Annotated in this window: 19 protein-coding genes and 13 tRNA genes; 10 read left to right on the forward strand and 22 right to left on the reverse strand. The window is 44.9% G+C overall.

Features of this window, described 5'->3' with window-relative positions; all coding sequences use genetic code 11:
• Positions 1-24: 24 nt before the first annotated feature.
• The 17 genes from FIV04_RS03670 to lolB form a co-directional block, all read right to left on the reverse strand.
• Positions 25-101, reverse strand: a tRNA-Met gene (locus tag FIV04_RS03670).
• Positions 102-146: 45 nt separating this feature from the next.
• A tRNA-Leu gene (locus FIV04_RS03675) sits at positions 147-231 on the reverse strand.
• Positions 232-283: 52 nt separating this feature from the next.
• Positions 284-358 (reverse strand) — tRNA-Gln (locus tag FIV04_RS03680).
• Between the two features lie 53 nt (positions 359-411).
• A tRNA-Leu gene (locus FIV04_RS03685) sits at positions 412-496 on the reverse strand.
• Between the two features lie 52 nt (positions 497-548).
• A tRNA-Gln gene (locus FIV04_RS03690) sits at positions 549-623 on the reverse strand.
• A 53-nt stretch (positions 624-676) separates the two neighbouring features.
• A tRNA-Leu gene (locus FIV04_RS03695) sits at positions 677-761 on the reverse strand.
• A 52-nt stretch (positions 762-813) separates the two neighbouring features.
• Positions 814-888 (reverse strand) — tRNA-Gln (locus tag FIV04_RS03700).
• A gap of 53 nt (positions 889-941) precedes the next feature.
• A tRNA-Leu gene (locus tag FIV04_RS03705) sits at positions 942-1,026 on the reverse strand.
• A gap of 71 nt (positions 1,027-1,097) precedes the next feature.
• A tRNA-Met gene (locus tag FIV04_RS03710) sits at positions 1,098-1,174 on the reverse strand.
• A 77-nt stretch (positions 1,175-1,251) separates the two neighbouring features.
• Positions 1,252-1,326 (reverse strand) — tRNA-Gln (locus FIV04_RS03715).
• Positions 1,327-1,355: 29 nt separating this feature from the next.
• Positions 1,356-1,440, reverse strand: a tRNA-Leu gene (locus tag FIV04_RS03720).
• 48 nt (positions 1,441-1,488) lie between these two features.
• A tRNA-Met gene (locus FIV04_RS03725) sits at positions 1,489-1,565 on the reverse strand.
• A 283-nt stretch (positions 1,566-1,848) separates the two neighbouring features.
• The gene (ychF, locus tag FIV04_RS03735) at positions 1,849-2,940 is read right to left on the reverse strand and encodes a redox-regulated ATPase YchF (protein ID WP_032550064.1); all 1,092 of its coding nucleotides are present in this window, start codon (positions 2,938-2,940) and stop codon (positions 1,849-1,851) included.
• Positions 2,941-2,950: 10 nt separating this feature from the next.
• Positions 2,951-3,541 carry an aminoacyl-tRNA hydrolase gene (gene pth / locus FIV04_RS03740; protein WP_032550065.1) on the reverse strand — a complete coding sequence of 197 codons (591 nt, stop codon included), beginning with the start codon at positions 3,539-3,541 and terminating at the stop codon, positions 2,951-2,953.
• Between the two features lie 201 nt (positions 3,542-3,742).
• A complete protein-coding gene (locus FIV04_RS03745; RefSeq protein ID WP_032550066.1) occupies positions 3,743-4,687 on the reverse strand; it encodes a ribose-phosphate pyrophosphokinase in 945 nt (314 codons plus the stop codon).
• Positions 4,688-4,715: 28 nt separating this feature from the next.
• The gene (ispE, locus tag FIV04_RS03750) at positions 4,716-5,591 is read right to left on the reverse strand and encodes a 4-(cytidine 5'-diphospho)-2-C-methyl-D-erythritol kinase (RefSeq protein WP_152468295.1); all 876 of its coding nucleotides are present in this window, start codon (positions 5,589-5,591) and stop codon (positions 4,716-4,718) included.
• Complete coding sequence (gene lolB, locus FIV04_RS03755; protein ID WP_152468296.1) at positions 5,588-6,232, reverse strand: lipoprotein insertase outer membrane protein LolB; 645 nt, start codon at positions 6,230-6,232, stop codon at positions 5,588-5,590. Before lolB ends, ispE begins: the two co-directional genes overlap by 4 nt.
• 161 nt (positions 6,233-6,393) lie before the next feature.
• Between lolB and hemA the strand changes: the two genes are divergently transcribed.
• From hemA to ybaK, 8 genes are all read left to right on the forward strand, one after another.
• The gene (gene hemA, locus FIV04_RS03760; protein ID WP_032550069.1) at positions 6,394-7,653 is read left to right on the forward strand and encodes a glutamyl-tRNA reductase; all 1,260 of its coding nucleotides are present in this window, start codon (positions 6,394-6,396) and stop codon (positions 7,651-7,653) included.
• A 29-nt stretch (positions 7,654-7,682) separates the two neighbouring features.
• Positions 7,683-8,771, forward strand: coding sequence for a peptide chain release factor 1 (prfA, locus tag FIV04_RS03765; protein WP_032550070.1), 1,089 nt, complete (start codon positions 7,683-7,685; stop codon positions 8,769-8,771).
• Positions 8,772-8,776: 5 nt separating this feature from the next.
• A complete protein-coding gene (gene prmC, locus FIV04_RS03770; protein WP_152468297.1) occupies positions 8,777-9,631 on the forward strand; it encodes a peptide chain release factor N(5)-glutamine methyltransferase in 855 nt (284 codons plus the stop codon).
• A 46-nt stretch (positions 9,632-9,677) separates the two neighbouring features.
• Positions 9,678-10,061: a SirB2 family protein gene (locus FIV04_RS03775; RefSeq protein ID WP_032550072.1), complete on the forward strand. Its 384-nt coding sequence runs from the start codon at positions 9,678-9,680 to the stop codon at positions 10,059-10,061.
• Positions 10,062-10,109: 48 nt separating this feature from the next.
• A complete protein-coding gene (locus FIV04_RS03780; RefSeq protein WP_032550073.1) occupies positions 10,110-10,919 on the forward strand; it encodes a SirB1 family protein in 810 nt (269 codons plus the stop codon).
• 25 nt (positions 10,920-10,944) lie between these two features.
• Positions 10,945-11,796, forward strand: a complete 852-nt coding sequence (gene kdsA / locus FIV04_RS03785) for a 3-deoxy-8-phosphooctulonate synthase (protein WP_032550074.1) — start codon at positions 10,945-10,947, stop codon at positions 11,794-11,796.
• 459 nt (positions 11,797-12,255) lie between these two features.
• Entirely contained in the window at positions 12,256-13,917 is a 1,662-nt protein-coding gene (gene ushA, locus FIV04_RS03790; protein ID WP_032550075.1) for a bifunctional UDP-sugar hydrolase/5'-nucleotidase UshA, read from the forward strand.
• Between the two features lie 101 nt (positions 13,918-14,018).
• Positions 14,019-14,492: a Cys-tRNA(Pro) deacylase gene (gene ybaK / locus FIV04_RS03795; protein ID WP_152468298.1), complete on the forward strand. Its 474-nt coding sequence runs from the start codon at positions 14,019-14,021 to the stop codon at positions 14,490-14,492.
• Between the two features lie 72 nt (positions 14,493-14,564).
• On the opposite strand, the gene rluF is transcribed toward ybaK, so the two are convergent.
• From rluF to FIV04_RS03810, 3 genes are all read right to left on the reverse strand, one after another.
• Positions 14,565-15,665: a 23S rRNA pseudouridine(2604) synthase RluF gene (gene rluF / locus FIV04_RS03800; protein ID WP_152468299.1), complete on the reverse strand. Its 1,101-nt coding sequence runs from the start codon at positions 15,663-15,665 to the stop codon at positions 14,565-14,567.
• A 139-nt stretch (positions 15,666-15,804) separates the two neighbouring features.
• Positions 15,805-16,386: a DNA endonuclease SmrA gene (gene smrA, locus FIV04_RS03805; RefSeq protein ID WP_152468300.1), complete on the reverse strand. Its 582-nt coding sequence runs from the start codon at positions 16,384-16,386 to the stop codon at positions 15,805-15,807.
• Between the two features lie 157 nt (positions 16,387-16,543).
• Entirely contained in the window at positions 16,544-16,684 is a 141-nt protein-coding gene (locus FIV04_RS03810; RefSeq protein WP_004739790.1) for a DUF3149 domain-containing protein, read from the reverse strand.
• Positions 16,685-16,939: 255 nt separating this feature from the next.
• Between FIV04_RS03810 and FIV04_RS03815 the strand changes: the two genes are divergently transcribed.
• Positions 16,940-17,016: transfer RNA gene (locus FIV04_RS03815), tRNA-Pro, on the forward strand.
• A 311-nt stretch (positions 17,017-17,327) separates the two neighbouring features.
• Here FIV04_RS03815 and FIV04_RS03820 read toward each other — a convergent pair.
• Positions 17,328-17,750, reverse strand: a complete 423-nt coding sequence (locus FIV04_RS03820; RefSeq protein ID WP_152468301.1) for a hypothetical protein — start codon at positions 17,748-17,750, stop codon at positions 17,328-17,330.
• A 134-nt stretch (positions 17,751-17,884) separates the two neighbouring features.
• Complete coding sequence (locus tag FIV04_RS03825; RefSeq protein ID WP_152468302.1) at positions 17,885-18,754, reverse strand: TraB/GumN family protein; 870 nt, start codon at positions 18,752-18,754, stop codon at positions 17,885-17,887.
• A 404-nt stretch (positions 18,755-19,158) separates the two neighbouring features.
• On the opposite strand from FIV04_RS03825, the gene FIV04_RS03830 reads away from it, so the two are divergent.
• Entirely contained in the window at positions 19,159-21,810 is a 2,652-nt protein-coding gene (locus FIV04_RS03830) for a beta-N-acetylhexosaminidase (RefSeq protein WP_152468303.1), read from the forward strand.
• Positions 21,811-21,827: the final 17 nt, after the last annotated feature.

The raw sequence follows: 21,827 nt of genomic DNA on the forward strand, positions 1-21,827 counted from the left end.
GTATTTTTCATTCTAGTGAAAGAATGGTGGCTACTGCGGGATTTGAACCTGCGACCCCATCATTATGAGTGATGTGCTCTAACCAACTGAGCTAAGTAGCCAACTTGTTTCTCTTTCGAGATATCTTCATTTCTGAAGAAGAATAATGGTGCGGAAGGAGAGACTTGAACTCTCACACCTTGCGGCGCCAGAACCTAAATCTGGTGCGTCTACCAATTCCGCCACTTCCGCATCAATTTGTAGTTAAGGAGATGATTGGTGAATCTCAATAACGTTGTGTTAGTGGCTGGGCTACCTGGATTCGAACCAGGGAATGCCGGCATCAAAAGCCGGTGCCTTACCGCTTGGCGATAGCCCAACTGGATTGTTTTATGTGTCAATCACACACTCTTCGTTTCCGAAGAAGAATAATGGTGCGGAAGGAGAGACTTGAACTCTCACACCTTGCGGCGCCAGAACCTAAATCTGGTGCGTCTACCAATTCCGCCACTTCCGCATCAATCTGTAGTTAAGGAGATGATTGGTGAATCTCAATAACGTTGTGTTAGTGGCTGGGCTACCTGGATTCGAACCAGGGAATGCCGGCATCAAAAGCCGGTGCCTTACCGCTTGGCGATAGCCCAACTGGATTGTTTTATGTGTCAATCACACGCTCTTCGTTTCCGAAGAAGAATAATGGTGCGGAAGGAGAGACTTGAACTCTCACACCTTGCGGCGCCAGAACCTAAATCTGGTGCGTCTACCAATTCCGCCACTTCCGCATCAATCTGTAGTTAAGGAGATGATTGGTGAATCTCAATAACGTTGTGTTAGTGGCTGGGCTACCTGGATTCGAACCAGGGAATGCCGGCATCAAAAGCCGGTGCCTTACCGCTTGGCGATAGCCCAACTGGATTGTTTTATGTGTCAATCACACGCTCTTCGTTTCCGAAGAAGAATAATGGTGCGGAAGGAGAGACTTGAACTCTCACACCTTGCGGCGCCAGAACCTAAATCTGGTGCGTCTACCAATTCCGCCACTTCCGCATCAATTCTGTAGTCATACCGATAATTGGTAAAATCAGTATCACGTTGTATTTTTCATTCTAATGAAAGAATGGTGGCTACTGCGGGATTTGAACCTGCGACCCCATCATTATGAGTGATGTGCTCTAACCAACTGAGCTAAGTAGCCATCTGAGAGCGAGACAATATAAACTAAACTCGCTTTCAATGCTATTACCTTTTTAAAGATAATTACACTTTAATTTGTGGCTGGGCTACCTGGATTCGAACCAGGGAATGCCGGCATCAAAAGCCGGTGCCTTACCGCTTGGCGATAGCCCAACAATTGATATCAAAAGATATCTCAAATATGGTGCGGAAGGAGAGACTTGAACTCTCACACCTTGCGGCGCCAGAACCTAAATCTGGTGCGTCTACCAATTCCGCCACTTCCGCATATTTCCTAAAGACTCTAACTCATTTAAGAGGAAAGTATTTAGGAAATGGTGGCTACTGCGGGATTTGAACCTGCGACCCCATCATTATGAGTGATGTGCTCTAACCAACTGAGCTAAGTAGCCATTTCCAAATTGTCGTTCCGTTTTGAAGCGTTGCTGCTTCGTTGGGAACGGGGCGCATTATGCGTAGTTGAGTGAAACCCGTCAACTTTTTTTTTAAATAAATCACGAATAAATGCCTGTTCGATTTCTTTTTAGACAAAGAGGCGTATTTGTGATCAAAAAATGGGGTTGAAACCCGATATTTTGGCGAAGTTAATTTTGATATGAATAGAAATCATTGAATTGAGAAAACAAAAAAGGCCAGTGAGAACACTGGCCTTTGGCAATAAGTTACTAATAAAACTTATACGTTGAAGCGGAAGTGAACAACATCGCCGTCTTTAACGATGTAGTCTTTACCTTCTAGACGCCATTTACCTGCATCTTTTGCACCGCTCTCACCGTTAAACTCGATGAAGTGGTCGTAACCAACAACTTCTGCACGGATGAAGCCTTTTTCGAAGTCAGTGTGGATCTTACCTGCAGCTTGTGGCGCAGTTGCACCAACAGGGATAGTCCAAGCACGCACTTCTTTAACACCAGCAGTGAAGTAAGTTTGTAGAGTAAGTAGTTCGTAACCAGAACGGATAACACGGTTTAGACCTGGTTCTTCGATACCCATGTCTGCTAGGAACTCTTCGCGATCTTCGTCTTCAAGTTCAGATAGCTCAGATTCAATAGCTGCACATACAGCAACAACTACGTTGTTCTCTTTTTCTGCGTATTCACGAACTGCGTCTAGGTACGGGTTATCTTCGAAACCGTCTTCGTTTACGTTCGCAATGTACATTGTTGGCTTAAGTGTAAGGAAGTTTAGGTAGCCAATTGCTGCCGCTTCTTCTTTTGAAAGCTCAACTGTACGCGCCATACCACCTTCAGTAAGAACTGGTAGTAGTTTTTCTAGAACAGTGATTTCGAACTTAGCGTCCTTGTCACCGCCTTTTGCTTTCTTAGCGTTACGTTGAATTGCACGCTCACAGCTGTCTAAGTCAGCCAGTGCAAGTTCAAGGTTGATCACTTCGATGTCTTCGATTGGTGATACTTTGCCAGAAACGTGAACGATGTTTTCGTTTTCAAAACAGCGAACTACGTGACCAATTGCGTCAGTTTCACGGATGTTTGCTAGGAATTTGTTACCCAGACCTTCACCTTTAGATGCACCAGCAACTAGGCCAGCGATATCAACGAATTCCATCGTTGTAGGAAGGATCTTCTGCGGATTAACAATTTTCGCTAATGCATCTAGACGTAGATCAGGTACTGGAACGATACCTGTGTTTGGTTCGATGGTACAAAACGGGAAGTTTGCTGCCTCGATACCTGCTTTAGTTAGTGCATTAAACAGAGTTGACTTACCAACGTTTGGTAGACCAACGATGCCACATTTAAAACCCATGATATAAACCTTATTCTGCTTTGAACGTATGTAAGCGATTTTGTGCTTTTGATAGGCCATCTTTTAATAAGATGTCTAGGCTGCGTACTGATTCGTCAACAACGGCATCAATACACTCTTGCTCTTTTTGCGGAGCTTTGCCTAATACATAACCTGCAACTTTATCTTTATGTCCCGGATGGCCGATGCCTAAACGAAGACGGTAGAATTCTTTATTGTTACCCTGCTTGCTGATGATGTCTTTGAGTCCATTGTGACCGCCGTGGCCGCCACCCTTCTTGAACTTACCAATGCCAGGTGGGAGATCGAGTTCATCGTGTGCAACCATGATCTCTTCTGGTTTAATTTGGTAGAACTTCGCCAATGCCGCAACGGCTTTGCCGGATAAGTTCATGTAAGTTGTTGGGATCAACAAGCGAAGATCTTCACCGTGAACCATAATGCGTCCGGTCAGACCAAAGAACTTTGCTTCATTCTTTAGTGTAACGTTGTGTACGCGTGCTAATTCTTCAACTACCCATGCGCCCGCATTGTGGCGAGTTTTGGCGTATTCTGGACCTGGATTTGCCAGTCCAACGAGAAGTTTTATTTGTTGGCTCAAGGTATGGATCTCTCTCGGGATTTCAAAAAGCGCCGTATGATATCACAATTTATGAAAAAGGTGCGAGCAGTGGAGAACTTGTCTCTGCTCGAGAACCTCACTTATGACACTAACCTTAGCGCAATATACGACAGGTATAAAAAAAGCACTTCAATCGAAGTGCTTTTTAAACGCATCACTCTATGGGTAGAGTTGTGAGTCTTAGTTAAACATCGCAGAGATTGACTCTTCGTTACTGATACGACGAATCGCTTCAGCAAGCATGCGAGATAGGCTAAGAGTCGTTACTTTACCTGTTGCTGCCATCTCAGGAGATAGTGAGATAGAGTCAGTCACGATAACTTGGTCTAGAACAGAGTTCTTGATGTTGTCTGCAGCACCACCAGAGAATACAGCGTGAGTTGCGTAAGCGAATACACGCTTAGCACCGCGCTCTTTTAGCGCTTCAGCTGCTTTACATAGTGTGCCACCTGTGTCGATCATGTCATCAACGATAACACAGTCACGACCTTCAACATCACCGATTAGGTTCATTACTTCAGAAACGTTAGCACGTGGACGACGCTTATCAACGATAGCGATATCAACGTCACCTAGAGCTTTAGCTGTTGCACGAGCACGTACAACACCACCTAGGTCAGGAGAAACCACAACTGGGTTCTCTAGGCCACGGTTAGCCATGTCTTCTAGAAGAACTGGAGTACCGAAGATGTTATCAACTGGTACATCGAAGAAGCCTTGGATTTGCTCTGCGTGTAGGTCGATAGTAAGAACGCGGTCTACGCCAACGTTAGAAAGGAAATCTGCAACAACTTTTGCAGTAATTGGCACACGTGCAGAACGTACACGACGATCTTGACGGGCATAACCGAAGTAAGGGATTACAGCAGTAATACGGCCAGCAGAAGCGCGGCGCATTGCGTCAATCATTACCACCAATTCCATTAGGTTGTCATTGGTTGGTGCACAAGTTGATTGAATCAGGAATACATCGCTACCACGAACGTTTTCATTGATTTGAACAGCGACTTCGCCATCAGAAAAACGGTCTACAGTAGCATCGCCAAGAGAGATGTATAGACGATCAGCAATACGTTGGGCTAGTTCAGGTGTTGCGTTACCAGCAAATAGCTTCATATCAGGCACGGTGGAAACCTCAGGGTTGCGTCCAGTTTTAATTAGATTGTGGGTGGGCTGAGTGGTATTCAGCCAGCGTCTCTTTTAAAGGTGAAAGATTTCGACCTTTAGCAATAAATGCAGAGACGTTGTCAGGCAGTTTTGCCAGTACAGATTCTGCTTCGTTTTTGCTCGAAAATTCAGCAAAAACGCAAGAACCGGTGCCGGTCAATCTCGACGGCGCATATTGTAGCAGCCATGAAAGTTGCTTATCAACCTCTGGGTACAGCATTCGTACAATTTTTTCGCAATCGTTTACGTATTCTTGCTCTAGAAGCGTTGCTAGCTCTCGCTTCGGCGTATTTCTGGTTAATTCTGGATGTGTGAATATGTCCGCAGTTGCTATGCTCACTTGAGGCTTAACCACTAAATACCACTTCTCTTCAGGGGTCGCTGGATGTAACTGCTCACCTACACCTTCAGCAAAAGCAGAGAAGCCACGAACAAATACAGGGACGTCTGCGCCTAGCTTTAAGCCTATCTCTGCTAACTGATCATCAGAAAGTCCGAGTTGCCATAGGTAGTTTAATGCGACTAACACAGTTGCCGCATTCGATGAACCACCACCAATACCGCCACCCATAGGCAGAACTTTCTTGAGTTCAATATCAGCGCCGAAGTTGGTATTGGCATATTGCTGAAGGGCGGTAGCGGCTTTCCAGATTAGGTTATCTTCGGTAGCGACACCTGGAATTTGAGGTGAAATAGTGATTTGGTTTGAGCGCTGGTGAGCTGTGATACTGAGTTCATCACCGAAGTCGACAAACTGAAACAGGGTTTGCAATTCATGATAGCCGTTGTCGCGACGACCAGTTATGTAGAGAAAAAGGTTCAGTTTAGCCGGTGACGGCCAATGAGTTTGTGTCGAAATCATTTATCGAGTGTCCATTTAGAGACCACAATGTTGATCTTATTTTCATCTTGTTTAAATGAGAGTCGTGTTGGAAGAGGCAGTACCTTTTCAACGGTATCGTTTTGGCTATCGATACTTTGGCTTAAAGTGACATCGCGATAGCGGTCAAAGTTGAGCTGCCAAGCTTTGCCATCGATCTGCTTAGAAAGCGCTTCTACTGTATTGTTGGCGTTCAATAAGTAGGTGTCTGCTTCATCAGGGTTACCGAGTAGCCATTGTGGTAGATGATCAACGGGGATCGCCAGCCCAGTTAGCTGTTTAACCAGTTTAGATGCACTTCTATGGGTAAATACTTGATCATCATAAGTAACGACTTTAGCGCCGTACTCGTTGATTGTGAGGTTAAGTGCCGTTTGACCTAAGAACGTGGTCAGCCGTAATTGACTGAAGTTTGGAGAGTGTTTCCATAAAAAATTGAGGCTTTGGCGCTCTTCGGGAGAGATATAAGCAAGCTTGCCTGTTGCTTGATAATATTGGATCTCTTGCAGTTGTCGCTGATGTGCTTGCCACTCCACACTGGTCGGTTGTTCGGGTACAGAAACACAACCTGCTACGATCAGACAGAAAAAAATTAAAGAGGCAATTTTACGAAATCTATCCATGTTTGCTCACAACTTGTTCAATAATATCGAAAAAACGCTTCAACTATAGCATTGAATTCACGAACTCAGGAAAACAAATACTGCTTACCCTTTAAATAGAGCCATGCATCAAGTAAAATTCGGCATCCTGTTTTTAAACCCTGATCGAGAACTTCTGATACATGTCTTTGCTTGCCGTAGGTATCAATCACAATACAGCGTCGGTTGAATTGCGAGAAAAAGTAGCGTTTGGTCCAGATAAATTATCTGATGCACTAAGGCAACTTAACGCAAATGCACACGTGAATGGAAGTGTCATACTGTCCACTTGTAACCGAACAGAAGTGTATTGTGACGTTAAGAGTGCGGCTAAGAATAAGCTGATTGAATGGTTATCAGTATTTCATGACGTTAGCCCAGAAGAGCTTAAACCCAGCCTTTATATCCATGAAGAGCAAGCGGCAATTAAACACCTAATGCGTGTTGCATGTGGCTTAGACTCTTTAGTATTGGGTGAGCCTCAAATTCTCGGACAGGTAAAACAAGCGTACTCTGATTCGCGTGAGCAGAAAGCCGTTGATGCATCGATGGAGAAGCTGTTCCAAAAGTCATTCTCTGTCGCTAAGCGTGTTCGTACCGAGACTGAGATTGGCGGTAGCGCCGTTTCTGTTGCTTACGCAGCCTGTACATTGGCGAAGCACATCTTTGAATCGATTGAAGACTCAACGGTACTGCTAGTAGGTGCCGGTGAAACCATCGAGTTGGTAGCAAAACACCTTTCTGCTAATGGCTGTACTAAAATGATTGTGGCCAACCGAACTCGTGAGCGAGCTTTAGGTTTAGCTGAAGAGTTTGGTGCTGAGGTGATCAGCTTGAATGAGATTCCAGATCACCTTAATAAAGCGGACATTGTGATCAGCTCAACAGCAAGTCCTCTGCCGATTATCGGTAAAGGTATGGTTGAGACCGCACTTAAGCAGAGAAAACATCAACCTATGCTGCTGGTTGATATTGCGGTACCTCGTGATGTTGAAGCAGAAGTGGGCGATCTTAATGATGCCTACCTATATACAGTTGATGACTTACAGTCGATTGTTGATGGCAACATCGAGCAGCGCAAGGTTGAAGCGATTCAGGCTGAAGCGATTGTAAGCGAAGAGAGCGCCGCCTTTATGAGCTGGATGCGTTCTTTGCAAGCGGTGGATAGCATTCGTGAGTATCGAAAGTCAGCGAATGAAATCAGAGAAGAATTATTAAGTAAGAGTTTACAGTCACTGGCTGCGGGCGGTGATCCTGAGAAAGTCTTACTTGAGCTGAGTAATAAGCTCACAAACAAATTGATCCATGCTCCAACACGCGCACTACAAAGTGCAGCTGAGCAAGGAGAACCTGCGAAATTAACGGTCATTAGACAGAGTTTGGGCTTAGAAGACCCTCAATAAATTTAGACCTCCAAAAAGATAAGACGAATATGAAAGCCTCGATTCTAGTAAAGCTTGAAACACTTGTTGAACGCTACGAAGAAGTTCAGCACCTGCTTGGTGATCCAGATGTGATCGGTGATCAAAACAAATTCCGTGCACTATCGAAAGAGTACTCTCAGTTAGAAGAAGTGACTAAGTGCTTCCAAGCGTACCAGCAAGCGCAAGACGATCTAGAAGCTGCCGAAGATATGGCACAAGAAGACGACGAAGAGATGCGTGAAATGGCGCAGGAAGAGATTAAAGAAGCAAAAGAGGCGATTGAGCGCCTGACTGATGAGCTTCAAATCCTACTGCTACCAAAAGATCCAAACGACGAGCGTAACTGTTTCCTAGAGATCCGTGCCGGTGCCGGTGGTGATGAAGCGGGTATCTTCGCGGGTAACCTTTTCCGTATGTACTCTAAGTTTGCTGAGAAGAAAGGCTGGCGCGTTGAAGTGATGAGCAGCAATGACTCAGAGCAAGGCGGATACAAAGAGATGATCGCTAAAGTAAGCGGTGAAGGCGTTTACGGCGTGATGAAATTTGAGTCAGGCGGTCACCGTGTTCAGCGTGTACCAGAGACAGAATCTCAAGGTCGTGTACACACTTCTGCGTGTACAGTAGCTGTTATGCCTGAAATCCCAGAAGCGGATCTTCCAGAAATTAAAGCGGCAGACCTGAAAATTGATACCTTCCGTGCATCAGGCGCGGGTGGCCAGCACGTTAACACCACAGACTCTGCAATCCGTATTACTCACTTGCCAACAGGTACAGTGGTAGAGTGTCAGGACGAGCGTTCTCAACACAAAAACAAAGCGAAAGCGATGGCCGTTCTTGCTGCGCGTATTGTACAAGCTGAAGAAGAGCGTCGTGCTGCTGAAGTATCAGACACGCGTCGTAACCTACTAGGCTCGGGTGACCGTAGTGACCGTATCCGTACTTACAACTACCCACAAGGTCGTGTTTCTGATCACCGTATCAACCTAACACTTTACCGTCTGAACGAAGTGCTAGAAGGCGACCTACAAAGCCTGGTTGATCCAGTACTGCAAGAGCACCAAGCTGACCAACTTGCTGCGCTAGCTGAGAACAACTAAACCCTATGCAATCTGCCTATACGGTTGAAAGTGCATTAAAAGCAGCAATCGTACAGCTTCAAGAGGGCGAGAATACTTCGCCCTCTATTGATGCCGCTGTGCTGCTTTGCCACACGCTTGATAAACCTCGTTCCTATCTTCTTACCTGGCCAGAAAAACATCTGACTCTCGAACAAGAACAGCATTTCAATGAACTGCTAACGCGCAGGCTCACCGGAGAACCAGTCGCGTATATTGTCGGTGAGCGAGAGTTTTGGTCGTTACCTTTGAAAGTTTCTCCTTCAACCTTGATTCCTCGACCTGACACTGAGCGTTTGGTTGAAGTCGCGTTGGATAAAACATTCGGTAAGACAGGTGACATCCTCGATTTAGGGACAGGGACAGGGGCGATTGCGTTGGCACTCGCATCTGAGATGCCTAACCGCAATGTGACTGGGATTGACCTGCGTCCTGAAGCGCAACAACTCGCTAGCGAGAATGCGGAGCGTCTTAACATCACCAACACCACTTTTTTAAATGGCAGTTGGTTTGAACCGTTATCTGAAAACAGTCGCTTTTCATTGATAGTATCGAATCCACCTTACATCGAGAAGGATGACCCACATCTGTCTCAAGGGGATGTGCGCTTCGAACCTATCACAGCGCTGGTTGCGGAAGAGAAAGGGTTAGCTGACATCAAGTATATTGCCGACAATGCTCGCCACTATCTAGAAGCAGATGGTTGGTTGGCATTTGAGCACGGTTACGATCAAGGAGATGCGGTTCGCGAGATCATGCAGGCCTTGGGTTATTTAGACGTCATGACAGAAAAAGACTATGGCGGCAATGATAGAGTCACTTTGGGACGCTATCTACCTTAGTGTCGGTGTTAGATAAAACGCCAATAAAAGAAATTAAAGGGATATCATGTACGAAGGTTTAAAACATTTTCACTTATTGACGGTTGGGCTTAGCGCTCTACTACTGTCAGTTCGCTACGCGCTTATGATGGCAAATTCTCCAATGCTTAAGCATCCATTCTTGCAGCGCTTCCCACATATCAACGACTCACTACTGCTGTTGTCTGGTATTGGTCTGATCTTTATTACTGGTTTTATTCCGTTTACCCCAGCAGCGCCTTGGCTAACAGAGAAACTGACTTGTGTTATGGCATACATCGCACTGGGCTTCTTTGCGCTTAAGTTCGGTAAAAACAAGTTGCTTAGAACCTTTTCGTTTTTCGGCGCATTAGGCTGGTTGGCGATGGCAGGTAAGATTGCTGTGACTAAAGTTCCAACATTCTTCGGCTAATTATCTCCCTGTTTAGGTTAGTTATCTTAGTATTTCGGTTAATTATCTATGTACGAATTTTTTGACGAAGACTTTGACCAGTTAGAGCTGGTGGAAGGTGCTTTGATCTTAAATAAAGCGGTAAACCCTGAGACTCAAGACAAGTGGGCAGAGCTAGAGCTGGCTCGACTGCTGAGTGATGCTGAACAAGCATTGGTGCATGAGACAGACGAACAGCAAAAGTTTGAATCTTTTATTCGCCTTTTCTTTTATGAGTGGGGCTTTGCTGGAGATAAAGAGGCGTATTTCTCTTCAGATAATGCGTTTATTGATAAGGTGTTAGAGCGCAAGAAGGGCGTGCCTGTGAGTTTAGGTGCTATCTTTTTGTACCTAGGACGTAAGTTGGGTTTCCCTGTTGATGGTGTCTCTTTTCCAACGCAGTTCCTACTCAAGGTCACTTGGTACGATCAAGCTCCTGTCTACATCAACCCTTACAATGGTGAGTATGTTGGGCAGCAAACTCTGCGTGCTTGGTTGATTGGTCATGATGGCCCGCTTGCTGAAGTGAAAAGCGAACATCTTGAAGTTGCTGATCACCCAACTATTATCGGTAAGTGGTTAGCACTGTTGAAAAGCGCGTTGCTGCGAGAAGAGCGCTATACTCTTGCACTGAAGTGTACCGACTTGGCGCTGACTTTTGTGCCAGATGACCCGTATGAAATTCGCGATCGTGGTTTTATCTATCAGCAACTTGATTGTCACCAAATCGCAGCGACTGACTATCAGTATTTTATTGACCAATGCCCAGATGACCCTGCATCTGAGTTACTTAAATCTCAAGTGAACGCGATGAACGAAAAAGTCGTTGTGGTTCACTAATTAATAATTATCTAGAGAGAATATGATGGAACAGAAAACAGTTCACATTGGCGATATGCCAATTGCAAACGACAAGCCATTTACGCTATTTGCAGGTATGAATGTTCTTGAGTCTCGCGATCTAGCGATGCAGATCTGTGAACACTACGTAAAAGTGACTGAGAAGCTTGGTATCCCTTACGTATTTAAGGCGTCTTTTGATAAAGCGAACCGCAGCTCTGTACATTCTTACCGTGGTCCAGGCATGGAAGAAGGTCTTAAGATTTTCCAAGAGTTGAAAGATACGTTCGGCGTGAAAATCATCACGGATGTTCATACTGAAGCTCAAGCACAGCCAGTAGCAGACGTCGTTGATGTGATTCAGCTTCCTGCGTTCCTAGCTCGTCAAACTGACCTAGTTGAAGCGATGGCTAAGACAGGCGCTGTAATCAACGTGAAGAAACCTCAGTTCATGAGCCCTGGTCAAGTTGGTAACATCGTTGATAAGTTTGCTGAGTGTGGTAACGAAAACATCATCCTTTGTGAGCGTGGCTCGTGCATGGGTTACGACAACTTGGTTGTCGATATGCTTGGTTTTGGTGTAATGAAAAAAGCATCAAACGGCAGCCCAATCATCTTTGACGTGACTCACTCACTGCAGATGCGTGACCCTTCAGGTGCGGCATCAGGCGGTCGTCGTGAGCAGACGGTTGAACTTGCAAAAGCAGGTTTAGCGACAGGTATCGCTGGTCTATTTATTGAAGCGCACCCGAACCCAGATCAAGCACGTTGTGATGGTCCTTCGGCACTTCCATTGGATAAGCTAGAGCCGTTCTTAGCACAAATGAAAGCACTTGATGATTTGATCAAAGGTTTCGATCATATCGACATTAAATAGTCGTAATTAAAGAACAAAATGCCGGCATTGAGCCGGCTTTTTTTGTATCTATGGTTTGTGTGATTGTATAGATAAACTTTCGTTATTCAGACTGAAACGATGATGTTTGATATGTTATATCGTAACAATAAGTGTTTGATAATAATTATAAATTTAACTTAAGTTACCTTAACTTGTTGATTGGTTAATCAATATCACAAATGGTTCGAAAACGCATGAAAACGTTTGCCTGTGATCACTTATTGACTGAAATGCAACTTTGTTTGTTTGTTACACAATCGAAAGCTGATTAAGGTGATCTATCCTACATAAATATGAAATCACTCTGTTAGGTTTACCTTCTTAATTTAAACTACTTCAAGTTTTACTATCCTTTAACGACGTTTGCCAAACAAGCGTCCGTTTAATCTGGATGATTTTAAAGCAGTGGATTCCCCAAAAAAGTTCAAAGGTATGACAATGAAGCAACGCCTTATTCTAAAGACAGCACTCAGTGCTGCGATCCTAGCAACTCTTGCAGGTTGTGCATCTCAACCAGCTCAAGAGTGGGAAAACGATAAAACTTACAAGCTAACTGTTCTGCACACTAACGACCACCACGGTCGCTTCTGGCAGAATAAATACGGTGAGTACGGCATGGCCGCTCGTAAGACTCTAATCGACGAGCTTCGTGAAGAGATTCGTGCAGAAGGTGGTAGCGTGCTGCTTCTATCTGGTGGTGACATCAACACTGGTGTTCCAGAGTCAGACCTACAAGATGCTGAACCAGATTTCAAAGGCATGAACAAGATCGGTTACGATGCAATGGCATTGGGTAACCACGAGTTTGATAACTCTCTAGACGTGCTAGCTAAACAGATCGATTGGGCAAATTTCCCAATGCTATCTGCAAACATCTACGATAAAGCGACAGGTGAGCGCAAGTTCCAAGCTTACGAAATGTTTGAAAAGCAAGGCATCAAGATCGCTGTTATTGGTCTAACGACAGAAGATACGGCTAAGATCGGTAACCCTGAGTTCATCGCTGGCATCGACTTCCGTGACCCGAAAGAAGAAGCGAAAGAGCTGATTGCTGAGCTTAAAGAGACAGAAAAACCGGATCTTATCTTCGCAGTAACTCACATGGGTCACTACGAAAACGGTCAACGTGGTGTTAACGCACCGGGTGACGTTGCTCTAGCTCGCTACCTAAACGAAGGTGACCTAGACATGATCGTTGGTGGCCACTCTCAAGAGCCTGTATGTATGGAAGGCCCGAACGTTGCGAAGAAAAACTTCAAGCCAGGTGACGAATGTAAGCCAGACGTACAAAACGGTACTTACATCGTTCAAGCTCACGAGTGGGGTAAATACGTAGGCCGTGCTGATTACGAATTCCGTAACGGCGAACTAGAGATGGTAAGCTACGACCTGATCCCAGTTAACCTGAAGAAGAAGGTTAAGATCGACGGTAAGAAACAACGTGTTCTTATCCAAGATGAGATTGCACAAGATCCAGAACTACTAGAGTTCCTACGTCCGTTCCAAGAGCAAGGCCAAGCACAGCTTGAAGTTAAGATTGCTGAAACAAATGGCAAGCTTGAAGGTGACCGTAACGTTGTTCGTTTCCAACAAACAAACCTTGGTCGTCTGATCGCAACATCTCACATGGAGCGTGCTAAAGCTGACTTCGCTGTGATGAACTCTGGTGGTGTTCGTGATTCTATCGAAGCGGGTGAAGTAACGTACAAAGACGTACTAACGGTTCAACCATTTGCAAACATCCTAACTTACACTGACATGACTGGTGCTGAAGTTCTGGATTACCTAAATGTTGTTGCAACGAAACCAATTGATTCTGGTGCTTACGCTCAGTTCGCTGGTATCTCAATGACAGTAGAAAACGGCAAGGTTTCTAACGTATTCATCGGTGGTAAGCAACTTCGTCTAGACGAAACGTACCGCTTCACTGTACCAAGCTTCAACGCTGCGGGCGGTGACGGTTACCCTAAACTAACGGGTCACCCAGGTTACGTAAACACAGGTTTTGTTGACGCTGAAGTACTGAAAGAGTACCTAGAAGCAAACAGCCCAGTAGACGTAAACGCGTACGCACCATCTGGTGAAATGGTTTACAAATAATTAGGTAAATCGAGAGTTTAGATTGACTCTCAGCGCCTGATAATTTTAACTAAAGCGATGCTTCGGCATCGCTTTTTGTTTATCTGATATTTGGAAAAACCATGACACCGGCCATCAATCTTGCAAAGAAGAAAAAAGTTACTCATGCCATCCACCAGTATGACCACGATCCAAGTCATGACAGCTATGGGTTAGAGGCTGTGGAAGCGTTGGGGCAAGACCCAAAGAAAGTCTTTAAAACACTGCTTTTCTGCTTGAATGGTGTTGCCAAAGATCTCGCAGTAGCCGTGATTCCTGTCGACCAGAAGCTGAACCTGAAATTGGCTGCAAAAGCGGCCAAAGGTAAAAAAGCCGAGATGGCCAACCCAGAGATTGCGCAGAAGACAACAGGCTATGTTGTTGGTGGAATTAGCCCTCTTGGTCAAAAGAAGGCGCTACTAACCTTCATCCATTCCAGTGCAGAGCCTCAAGAAACTATCTGTGTCAGTGCGGGGAAACGAGGTTTAGAGATTGAGTTGGCGCCAAGCGACCTTGCCAAACTGACTCGAGCTCAATTTGTTGATTTGTGTCTGTAGGCGATTCAACATACTCTCTTCGAATACAAAAATGCCCACTAGAGTTAGTGGGCATTTTTATTATTCAGCTTGCTACTTCTTGAGGCTTAATGTGCCGCCAACGCGTTTCTTCGGCGCTTGGTTTGTCTCTTGTCTGCGAGCGTTTGTCGGCTTGCTATGAGGACGAGAAGGCGCTTTACCACGGTTATTACTACGCTCTTGGTCTTGGCGATTCGTACGTTGACGCTCACCACGTTGCTGGTCGTCACCGTTAGATGGACGTTTACCGCGCTTAGAGTTTGGCGCATGACGGAATTCATCGGCATTATTACCTTTGAATGTGCGTGGGCGGTTCTCTTTCTGATTGCGACGCGCTCTAGAGCCTTGGTTCTCTTCTCGGCTATCAAACAGTTTCGCATCGGTTGCTTTGCGAATGCGTTGACCTTTAGCATTCAGTTTCGACGCTTCTTCTGTGCTCACTGAACCTTCACACATTGCTAAGATTTCAGCGATCTCGTCATCACTTAGGTAGCGCCATTTACCATTAGGGATACCATCAAGTGAGATGTTCATGATACGCACGCGACGTAGCTTGAATACCTCGTAACCTAAGGCTTCACACATACGACGAATCTGACGGTTCAAGCCCTGCGTTAGGGTGATACGGAAAGAGAATTTGGTCTCTTTTTCCACTTTACATGGCAGGGTAACGGTATCTAGGATTGGTACGCCTGACGCCATTTTCTTCAAGAAATCGCCTGTGATTGGCTTATCAACACGGACTACGTACTCTTTCTCGTGGTTGTTGCCAGCACGAAGGATCTTGTTGACGATATCGCCGTCGTTGGTCAGGAAAATCAAACCGTCTGAAGGTTTATCAAGACGACCAATTGGGAAAATACGTTTATGGTGGCCAACAAAGTCGACAATGTTCCCTGGGATATCACGTTCAGTAGTACAAGTGATACCGGTTGGCTTGTTTAGAGCGATATAGATAGGCTTCTCTTTCGAGCGAACAGGTTTGCCATCAATCTCTACGTCATCTCCGGGTAGGACTTTTGTGCCCATTTCTGGTGTTTTACCATTGATGGTGACACGGCCGGCATCAATCAGCTTGTCGGCTTCACGGCGTGAGCAAAAGCCAGTTTCACTGATGTATTTATTGAGGCGTTTCGCTTGGGATTCTTGTGACATGATTTTCTCTTAGCGTTTCACAACGGAATATAGGTAAACAAAAAGCAACTACCGAGTAGTTGCTTTCTGAGTATGTATCTTTAACTGCGCATAATTTTAGCATCTAGTGTGAGCTTGAGCACGAATTAAATTTTCTGAGCTAACTCATGCGCTTTTGATGTCTTTCTCGGTTTTCTAACTTTTTCTCGTCACTTTTTCTTAGCATCACATACACCGCGCCTGTGCCGCCATGGAACTGCTGCGCAGAGTGAACACATTGCACGTCATTAATCTGCGATAGCCAGTTTGCGACGTAGCTTTTCATCATTGCTGGTGGGTTAGAGCGTTCACCCTTACCATGAACAATAATCACAGTACGAATATCCATACGTAGACACTGACGCAAGAAAGAGAGGATCTCGTTACGTGCATCCTTAAGCGTTTTTCGGTGCAGGTCTAGTTTGGCTTGAATTGGGTATTTTCCTAAGCGCAGCTTTTTGTATACGCCATCTTGCACACCATCTTTTTTGTACTCCACGATATCTTCAGGTTTCAACATCGGAGAGTAGTCTAAAGATAGGTAATCTTTTTCATCGTCAGAGAGCCACATTGCCGCTTCGCGCTTAGCAAGGTGAGATTCGGTGACTCGGTGAACTTTTTGATGCTCCGCGGTATCTTGGTCAATACGCTTAACGTCGCCCATCATTTGTTGGAATAGATCTAGGTCGTCATCATGAGACATAGTGGTTATCTCAAGTTGGAGAGGGATAAAGAAAGTATACCTAAGTTATGGGGTGGTTCAAAAACGAAAAAACCGGAGCAGACAATATTAGTCAGCTCCGGTGCAAAGCATCTTTAAGTCCCAACTTAAACAGGTTGGTGATTAAGGCTTGGCGACTCTAGTGAGGAGATTTGTCGGTCATAACCTTGTAAATGAAGAAGCCTCCATAAAACATCATGAGACCAAGAGCCCCGAAGATTACTATCATTGAAGATAGTCCCACTGCATTACCAAATAGGAGATCTAGCCAAAAGTCCATGTGTATACCTCAAAGTTATGTGACACGTATAATTCTATTAACTGAACCTATCGTTTTACTGATCTGGATCAATCCTGTTGCATAAGTTAAATCTTTGTTGGCGAGTGTGTGTATTTGGTCACATTCTCATCGTGCTTGGTTGTCTTTTGTTCGAACGGTATAATATTGAAGGAAATAATGAAAAAAGCGCTTGCGGATAAACTCAGATTCCGTATTATACGCTCCATCGACAGGCAATGAGCCAGTTAGATATCTCGGTGAATAGCGCAGCTTGGTAGCGCATCTGGTTTGGGACCAGAGGGTCGGGGGTTCGAATCCCTCTTCACCGACCACATTTAGAAAGCCTGCTCAATGAGCAGGCTTTCGTCGTTTTTAGGGTGTAGGAAAAGGAATAGAACCCAAATGGGGTTCGCCTGATGTTCAAAATAAGCTCTTCACTGAATACATGAAAGAAAGCCGTAGCCCTCTTTTTGTAATAGATAGGGGCTACGGCTTTTTTGCATTTGAAATCTTATAACTTTCTAGTTATACGTCATTCCCTAGAGTAACGAAGGAGCGAGTAGGGAATCTCCTTCCATTGCATAAAGAAAAGGGCTGACTTAGCAGGCCAACCCTTCAAATTACTCTTTTCTAATCATGCGTACTATTTCACGTCACATGTGATGTCTTTAATTGGCGTCTCTGATGTTTCAAAGCAGACATAAGCCTCGACTGGGTTGTTCGGGCCAACACGAATATAACCCGCCTTAACCGCATCTTCGTCGAACGTAATGGAGTGTGAAGGACTCATTTGGTTGTCGAAGTAGGTGGCTTCAAAATGGTTGCTCATCTGATCTGCAATGCGATTTCGCGTTGTTGATGTAGAGAAGGTCACAGTGGCGCAGCGCATTGGTGGTTTTTGAGTGATAAGAAACTGGCCACTCTCTTTATCTAATACACCACCACTGATCTCCGGTTGAATGTCTACAGGTTGAAACTGTTCAATATGACAAGTCTCTTTGGCGGAGACGATGGCCGGTAGAAAAATAAAAAGACTCAATGTAGTTTTTAGGAAAATGGATTTCATTGACGTTATGCCTTGTCTAAATCGAGCGCAATATAATAGCACCACGACGGCGCTATTCATTGTGAGGATTAGGTCAATCAGGTAATGATTTTATAATGAAAAGGTCATCACTAAGTGAATGATTACGATAGCCCTTATTCCACACTGCATTGCGCTTGTTCGCTCTTCGACAATTGAACAATGTCAAAACCGCGTTTTTCTAACAATTCGATAAGGTTTTGCTCGCCGATGAGGTGCATCGCGCCAACCACAACTAAATACGTTGCATCTTGTTCTAACTTCCAATTTTTATTGCTCAGCTTATTAGCCCAGTCATGATTGCGATCGGTAAGAAACGCTGCGGTTAGCTCCGGTGATATGGCGGCCTGTTCCGCAATATGCTCTAGGTTTTTCGTGTCTCCAGTTTTCCAGCTATCGATTAAGCAGTGGGTTGCTTTGCCTGTTTCATCGAACTCTTCAATGGAGCTTAGCAATAGGTCTTTGCCGCCTTCTTTACCTTGAGCAATCAAATCAATCTGAAATTGCAGCGACTCTAAAGTAATGAGTGGTTTATCAAGCTTCTCTGCAAGAGCTGCAATATGAGCGTCAACACCAAACTGCGGTAGATAACCTAACTGTTCAAACTGCTTCATTTGCACTGTTAGCGCTGAAGCCCAAGGTGGTGAGAGTAATAACTGTTGATGAGGCAAGTTGAGAGACTTGGCGATCTGTTTAAATTGTGTCTCTTGATTTCCATCGAGCACGTCAGCGGTTGTTATTGTCGTTGAAGGGTACTTTAAGCCTCCGGATTGTTTGAGGTCAGCCTCCAGGATAAGCCCATCACTACGCTTAAGCGCATCATTGATTGGCTCAGGAAGTGGATACATAGATTCATCTCCGGCATGCACAGAGCCAAAAATGATGAATTCAAGTTGACCTTTTTTCGCCTGCCAAAACAGAGGCTCTGCAATGGCCGTTGAGCATGCTGTACAGAAGAGAACAATAAAGCTGAGTATTTGGCGCACATTGGCTCCTTAATTCATTGTAGTCGCTCGTTAAAATCCATTTTGACGTTGGTTTTTAACGTAATTTTATTAGAGATTAATCACGTTATAGCGATAAAAAATCCGCTCATTGATTTGACTTTAAAAATACCACAGTGAAATACGGTGAGTAATCTATCAATTTCGACCTAGAATCTGTGAAGTGATTCCCAATATTTACGTCAAAACAAAAATGACGGATTGTTCGATTTTTGTAAGTTTATGATTTTAAAGTTTTTATGTTTTTTATCCTTTGCCCGTGTTTGAAGTCGATCACTTTCTTGCTCTGATTTAATTCACGGCGAAAAATAACGTCATATAGTGAATTCATCTTTTGGAGGCGCACTTATTTGCTTCCACTCAATTTTAACTTATGGGTGAATACGATGTTGAAGAGAAACTTACTATCAGTCGCAGTTTTGGCCGGTCTATCAGGGTGTGCTGCTACACAATCGACAGAGCAACAAGTCGTAAATACGTTGGCAGACAATCTTGATGTTCAATATGAGGTGCTGACAAATCATGGCGCGAATGAAGGCCTTGCATGTCAAGATTTAGGCGCTGAATGGGCATCTTGTAATAAGGTAAACATGACGCTGGTTAACCAAGGTGAAGCGGTTGACTCTAAAGACTGGGCTATCTACTTCCACAGCATTCGTTTAATCCTAGATGTTGATAATGAGCAGTTCAAAATTACTCGTGTAACGGGTGACCTACATAAACTAGAACCTACAGATCAGTTTGATGGCTTTGCAGCGGGCGAAGAAGTTGTCCTTCCACTGGTTGGCGAATACTGGCAGCTATTTGAAACTGACTTTATGCCGGGTGCTTTTGTAACCGCGCCAAACGCAGAACCAAAAATGATCGCTTCTCTTAACACTGAAGATGTTGCGTCTTTCGTGACTGGCCTTGAAGGCAATAACCTAAAACGTACTCCCGATGACAACAATGTAATGGCGACTGCGGTGACGCGCTTTGAAAAGAACGCAGATCTTGTCGCTCAAGATGTTTCAACGACGCTATTGCCTACACCGATGTCTGTAGAGGTTGTAGAAGGTAACGTCGACATTGCTGGTGGCATTGCTCTACCAAAAGACGCTTTTGATGCTGAACAATTTGCGGCATTAGAAGCTCGTGCAGATGTGGTAAACCTAGATGTGAGTGGCGACCTTCCTGTAAGTGTTGCTGTTGTTCCTACTCAATTTAAGGGTGATTTAGCGAAGTCTGGTGCTTATGACTTGAGCATCTCGAAAGAGGGAATTGCGATTACAGCATTCGACAAAACGGGTGCTTTCTACGCGGTTCAGTCTATTTTTGGCCTAATAGACAGCCAGAACGTTGAATCTTTACCACTGCTTTCTATTCAAGATGCACCGCGCTTTGATTACCGTGGTGTAATGGTGGATGTGGCTCGTAACTTCCACTCTAAAGACGCAATTCTTGCTACGCTAGATCAAATGGCGGCGTACAAGATGAACAAACTACACCTTCACCTAACCGATGATGAAGGCTGGCGTTTGGAAATCCCGGGTCTGCCTGAGCTGACAGAAGTGGGCGCTAACCGTTGTTTTGATTTGGACGAGAAAAGCTGTTTACTGCCTCAGCTTGGTTCTGGTTCAACCACGGATAACTTTGGCTCTGGCTTCTTCAGCAAAGCAGACTACGTGGATATCTTGAAGTACGCGAAAGCTCGTAACATTGAAGTAATTCCTGAAATCGATATGCCAGCACACGCTCGTGCAGCAGTGGTATCAATGGAAGCGCGTTACGACCGTCTAATGGAAGAAGGTAAAGAAGCAGAAGCGAACGAATACCGTTTGATGGACCCTCAAGACACATCGAATGTAACGACGGTTCAGTTTTACAACAAGCAAAGCTTCATCAACCCATGTATGGAATCATCAACTCGTTTTGTTGATAAGGTGATTTCAGAAGTGGCAGCAATGCACCAAGAAGCTGGCACACCGTTAACCACATGGCACTTTGGTGGTGATGAAGCCAAGAACATTAAGCTTGGTGCAGGTCTGCAAGATATCAACGCAGAAGATAAAGTGAGTTGGAAGGGTAACATCGATTTGTCTAAGCAGGACAAGCCATTCGCACAGTCTCCGCAATGTCAGACTCTGATTGCTGACGGGACAGTGAGCGACTTCGGTCACTTACCAAGCCACTTTGCTGAAGAAGTGTCGAAGATTGTGGCAGAGAAGGGCATTTCAAATTTCCAAGCTTGGCAAGATGGCCTGAAATACAGCGAAGGTGAAAAGGCGTTTGCTACCGAAAACACCCGCGTAAACTTCTGGGACGTTCTATATTGGGGCGGTACATCATCTGTATACGAGTGGTCTAAGAAAGGTTATGACGTGATCGTTTCGAACCCAGATTACGTCTACATGGACATGCCATACGAAGTCGATGCAAAAGAGCGCGGTTATTACTGGGCAACGCGTGCAACAGATACGCGTAAGATGTTCGGTTTTGCGCCAGAGAACATGCCTCAGAACGCAGAAACATCGGTAGATCGCGATGGTAACGGGTTTACTGGTAAAGGTGAAATCGAAGCGAAACCATTCTATGGCCTATCAGCACAGCTTTGGTCTGAGACAGTACGCAACGATGAGCAATATGAGTACATGGTATTCCCTCGCGTACTAGCAGCAGCTGAGCGTGCATGGCACCGTGCTGATTGGGAAAACGACTACAAAGTGGGTGTTGAATACTCGCAAAGCTCTAACCTAGTAGACAAAGTTGCGCTAAACCAAGACTACAACCGCTTTGCGAACGTACTTGGCCAACGTGAACTGGCTAAGTTAGAAAAAGCGGGCATTGATTACCGCCTACCAGTTCCGGGTGCAAAAATCGAGTCAGGTAAACTGGCGATGAACGTTCAGTTCCCAGGTGTAGAACTGCAATACTCTGCAGACGGTGAAACCTGGCTAACGTACAACGATAACCAGAGACCAAGTGTTGAAGGTGAAGTTTACATCCGCTCTATCTCGGAAAGTGGTGAGCGAGCAAGTCGAGTGACCACGGTAAAGTAAACAGATAATTCAGTTTA

Source organism: Vibrio sp. THAF190c, assembly GCF_009363355.1.
Lineage (GTDB): Bacteria > Pseudomonadota > Gammaproteobacteria > Enterobacterales > Vibrionaceae > Vibrio > Vibrio fortis_A.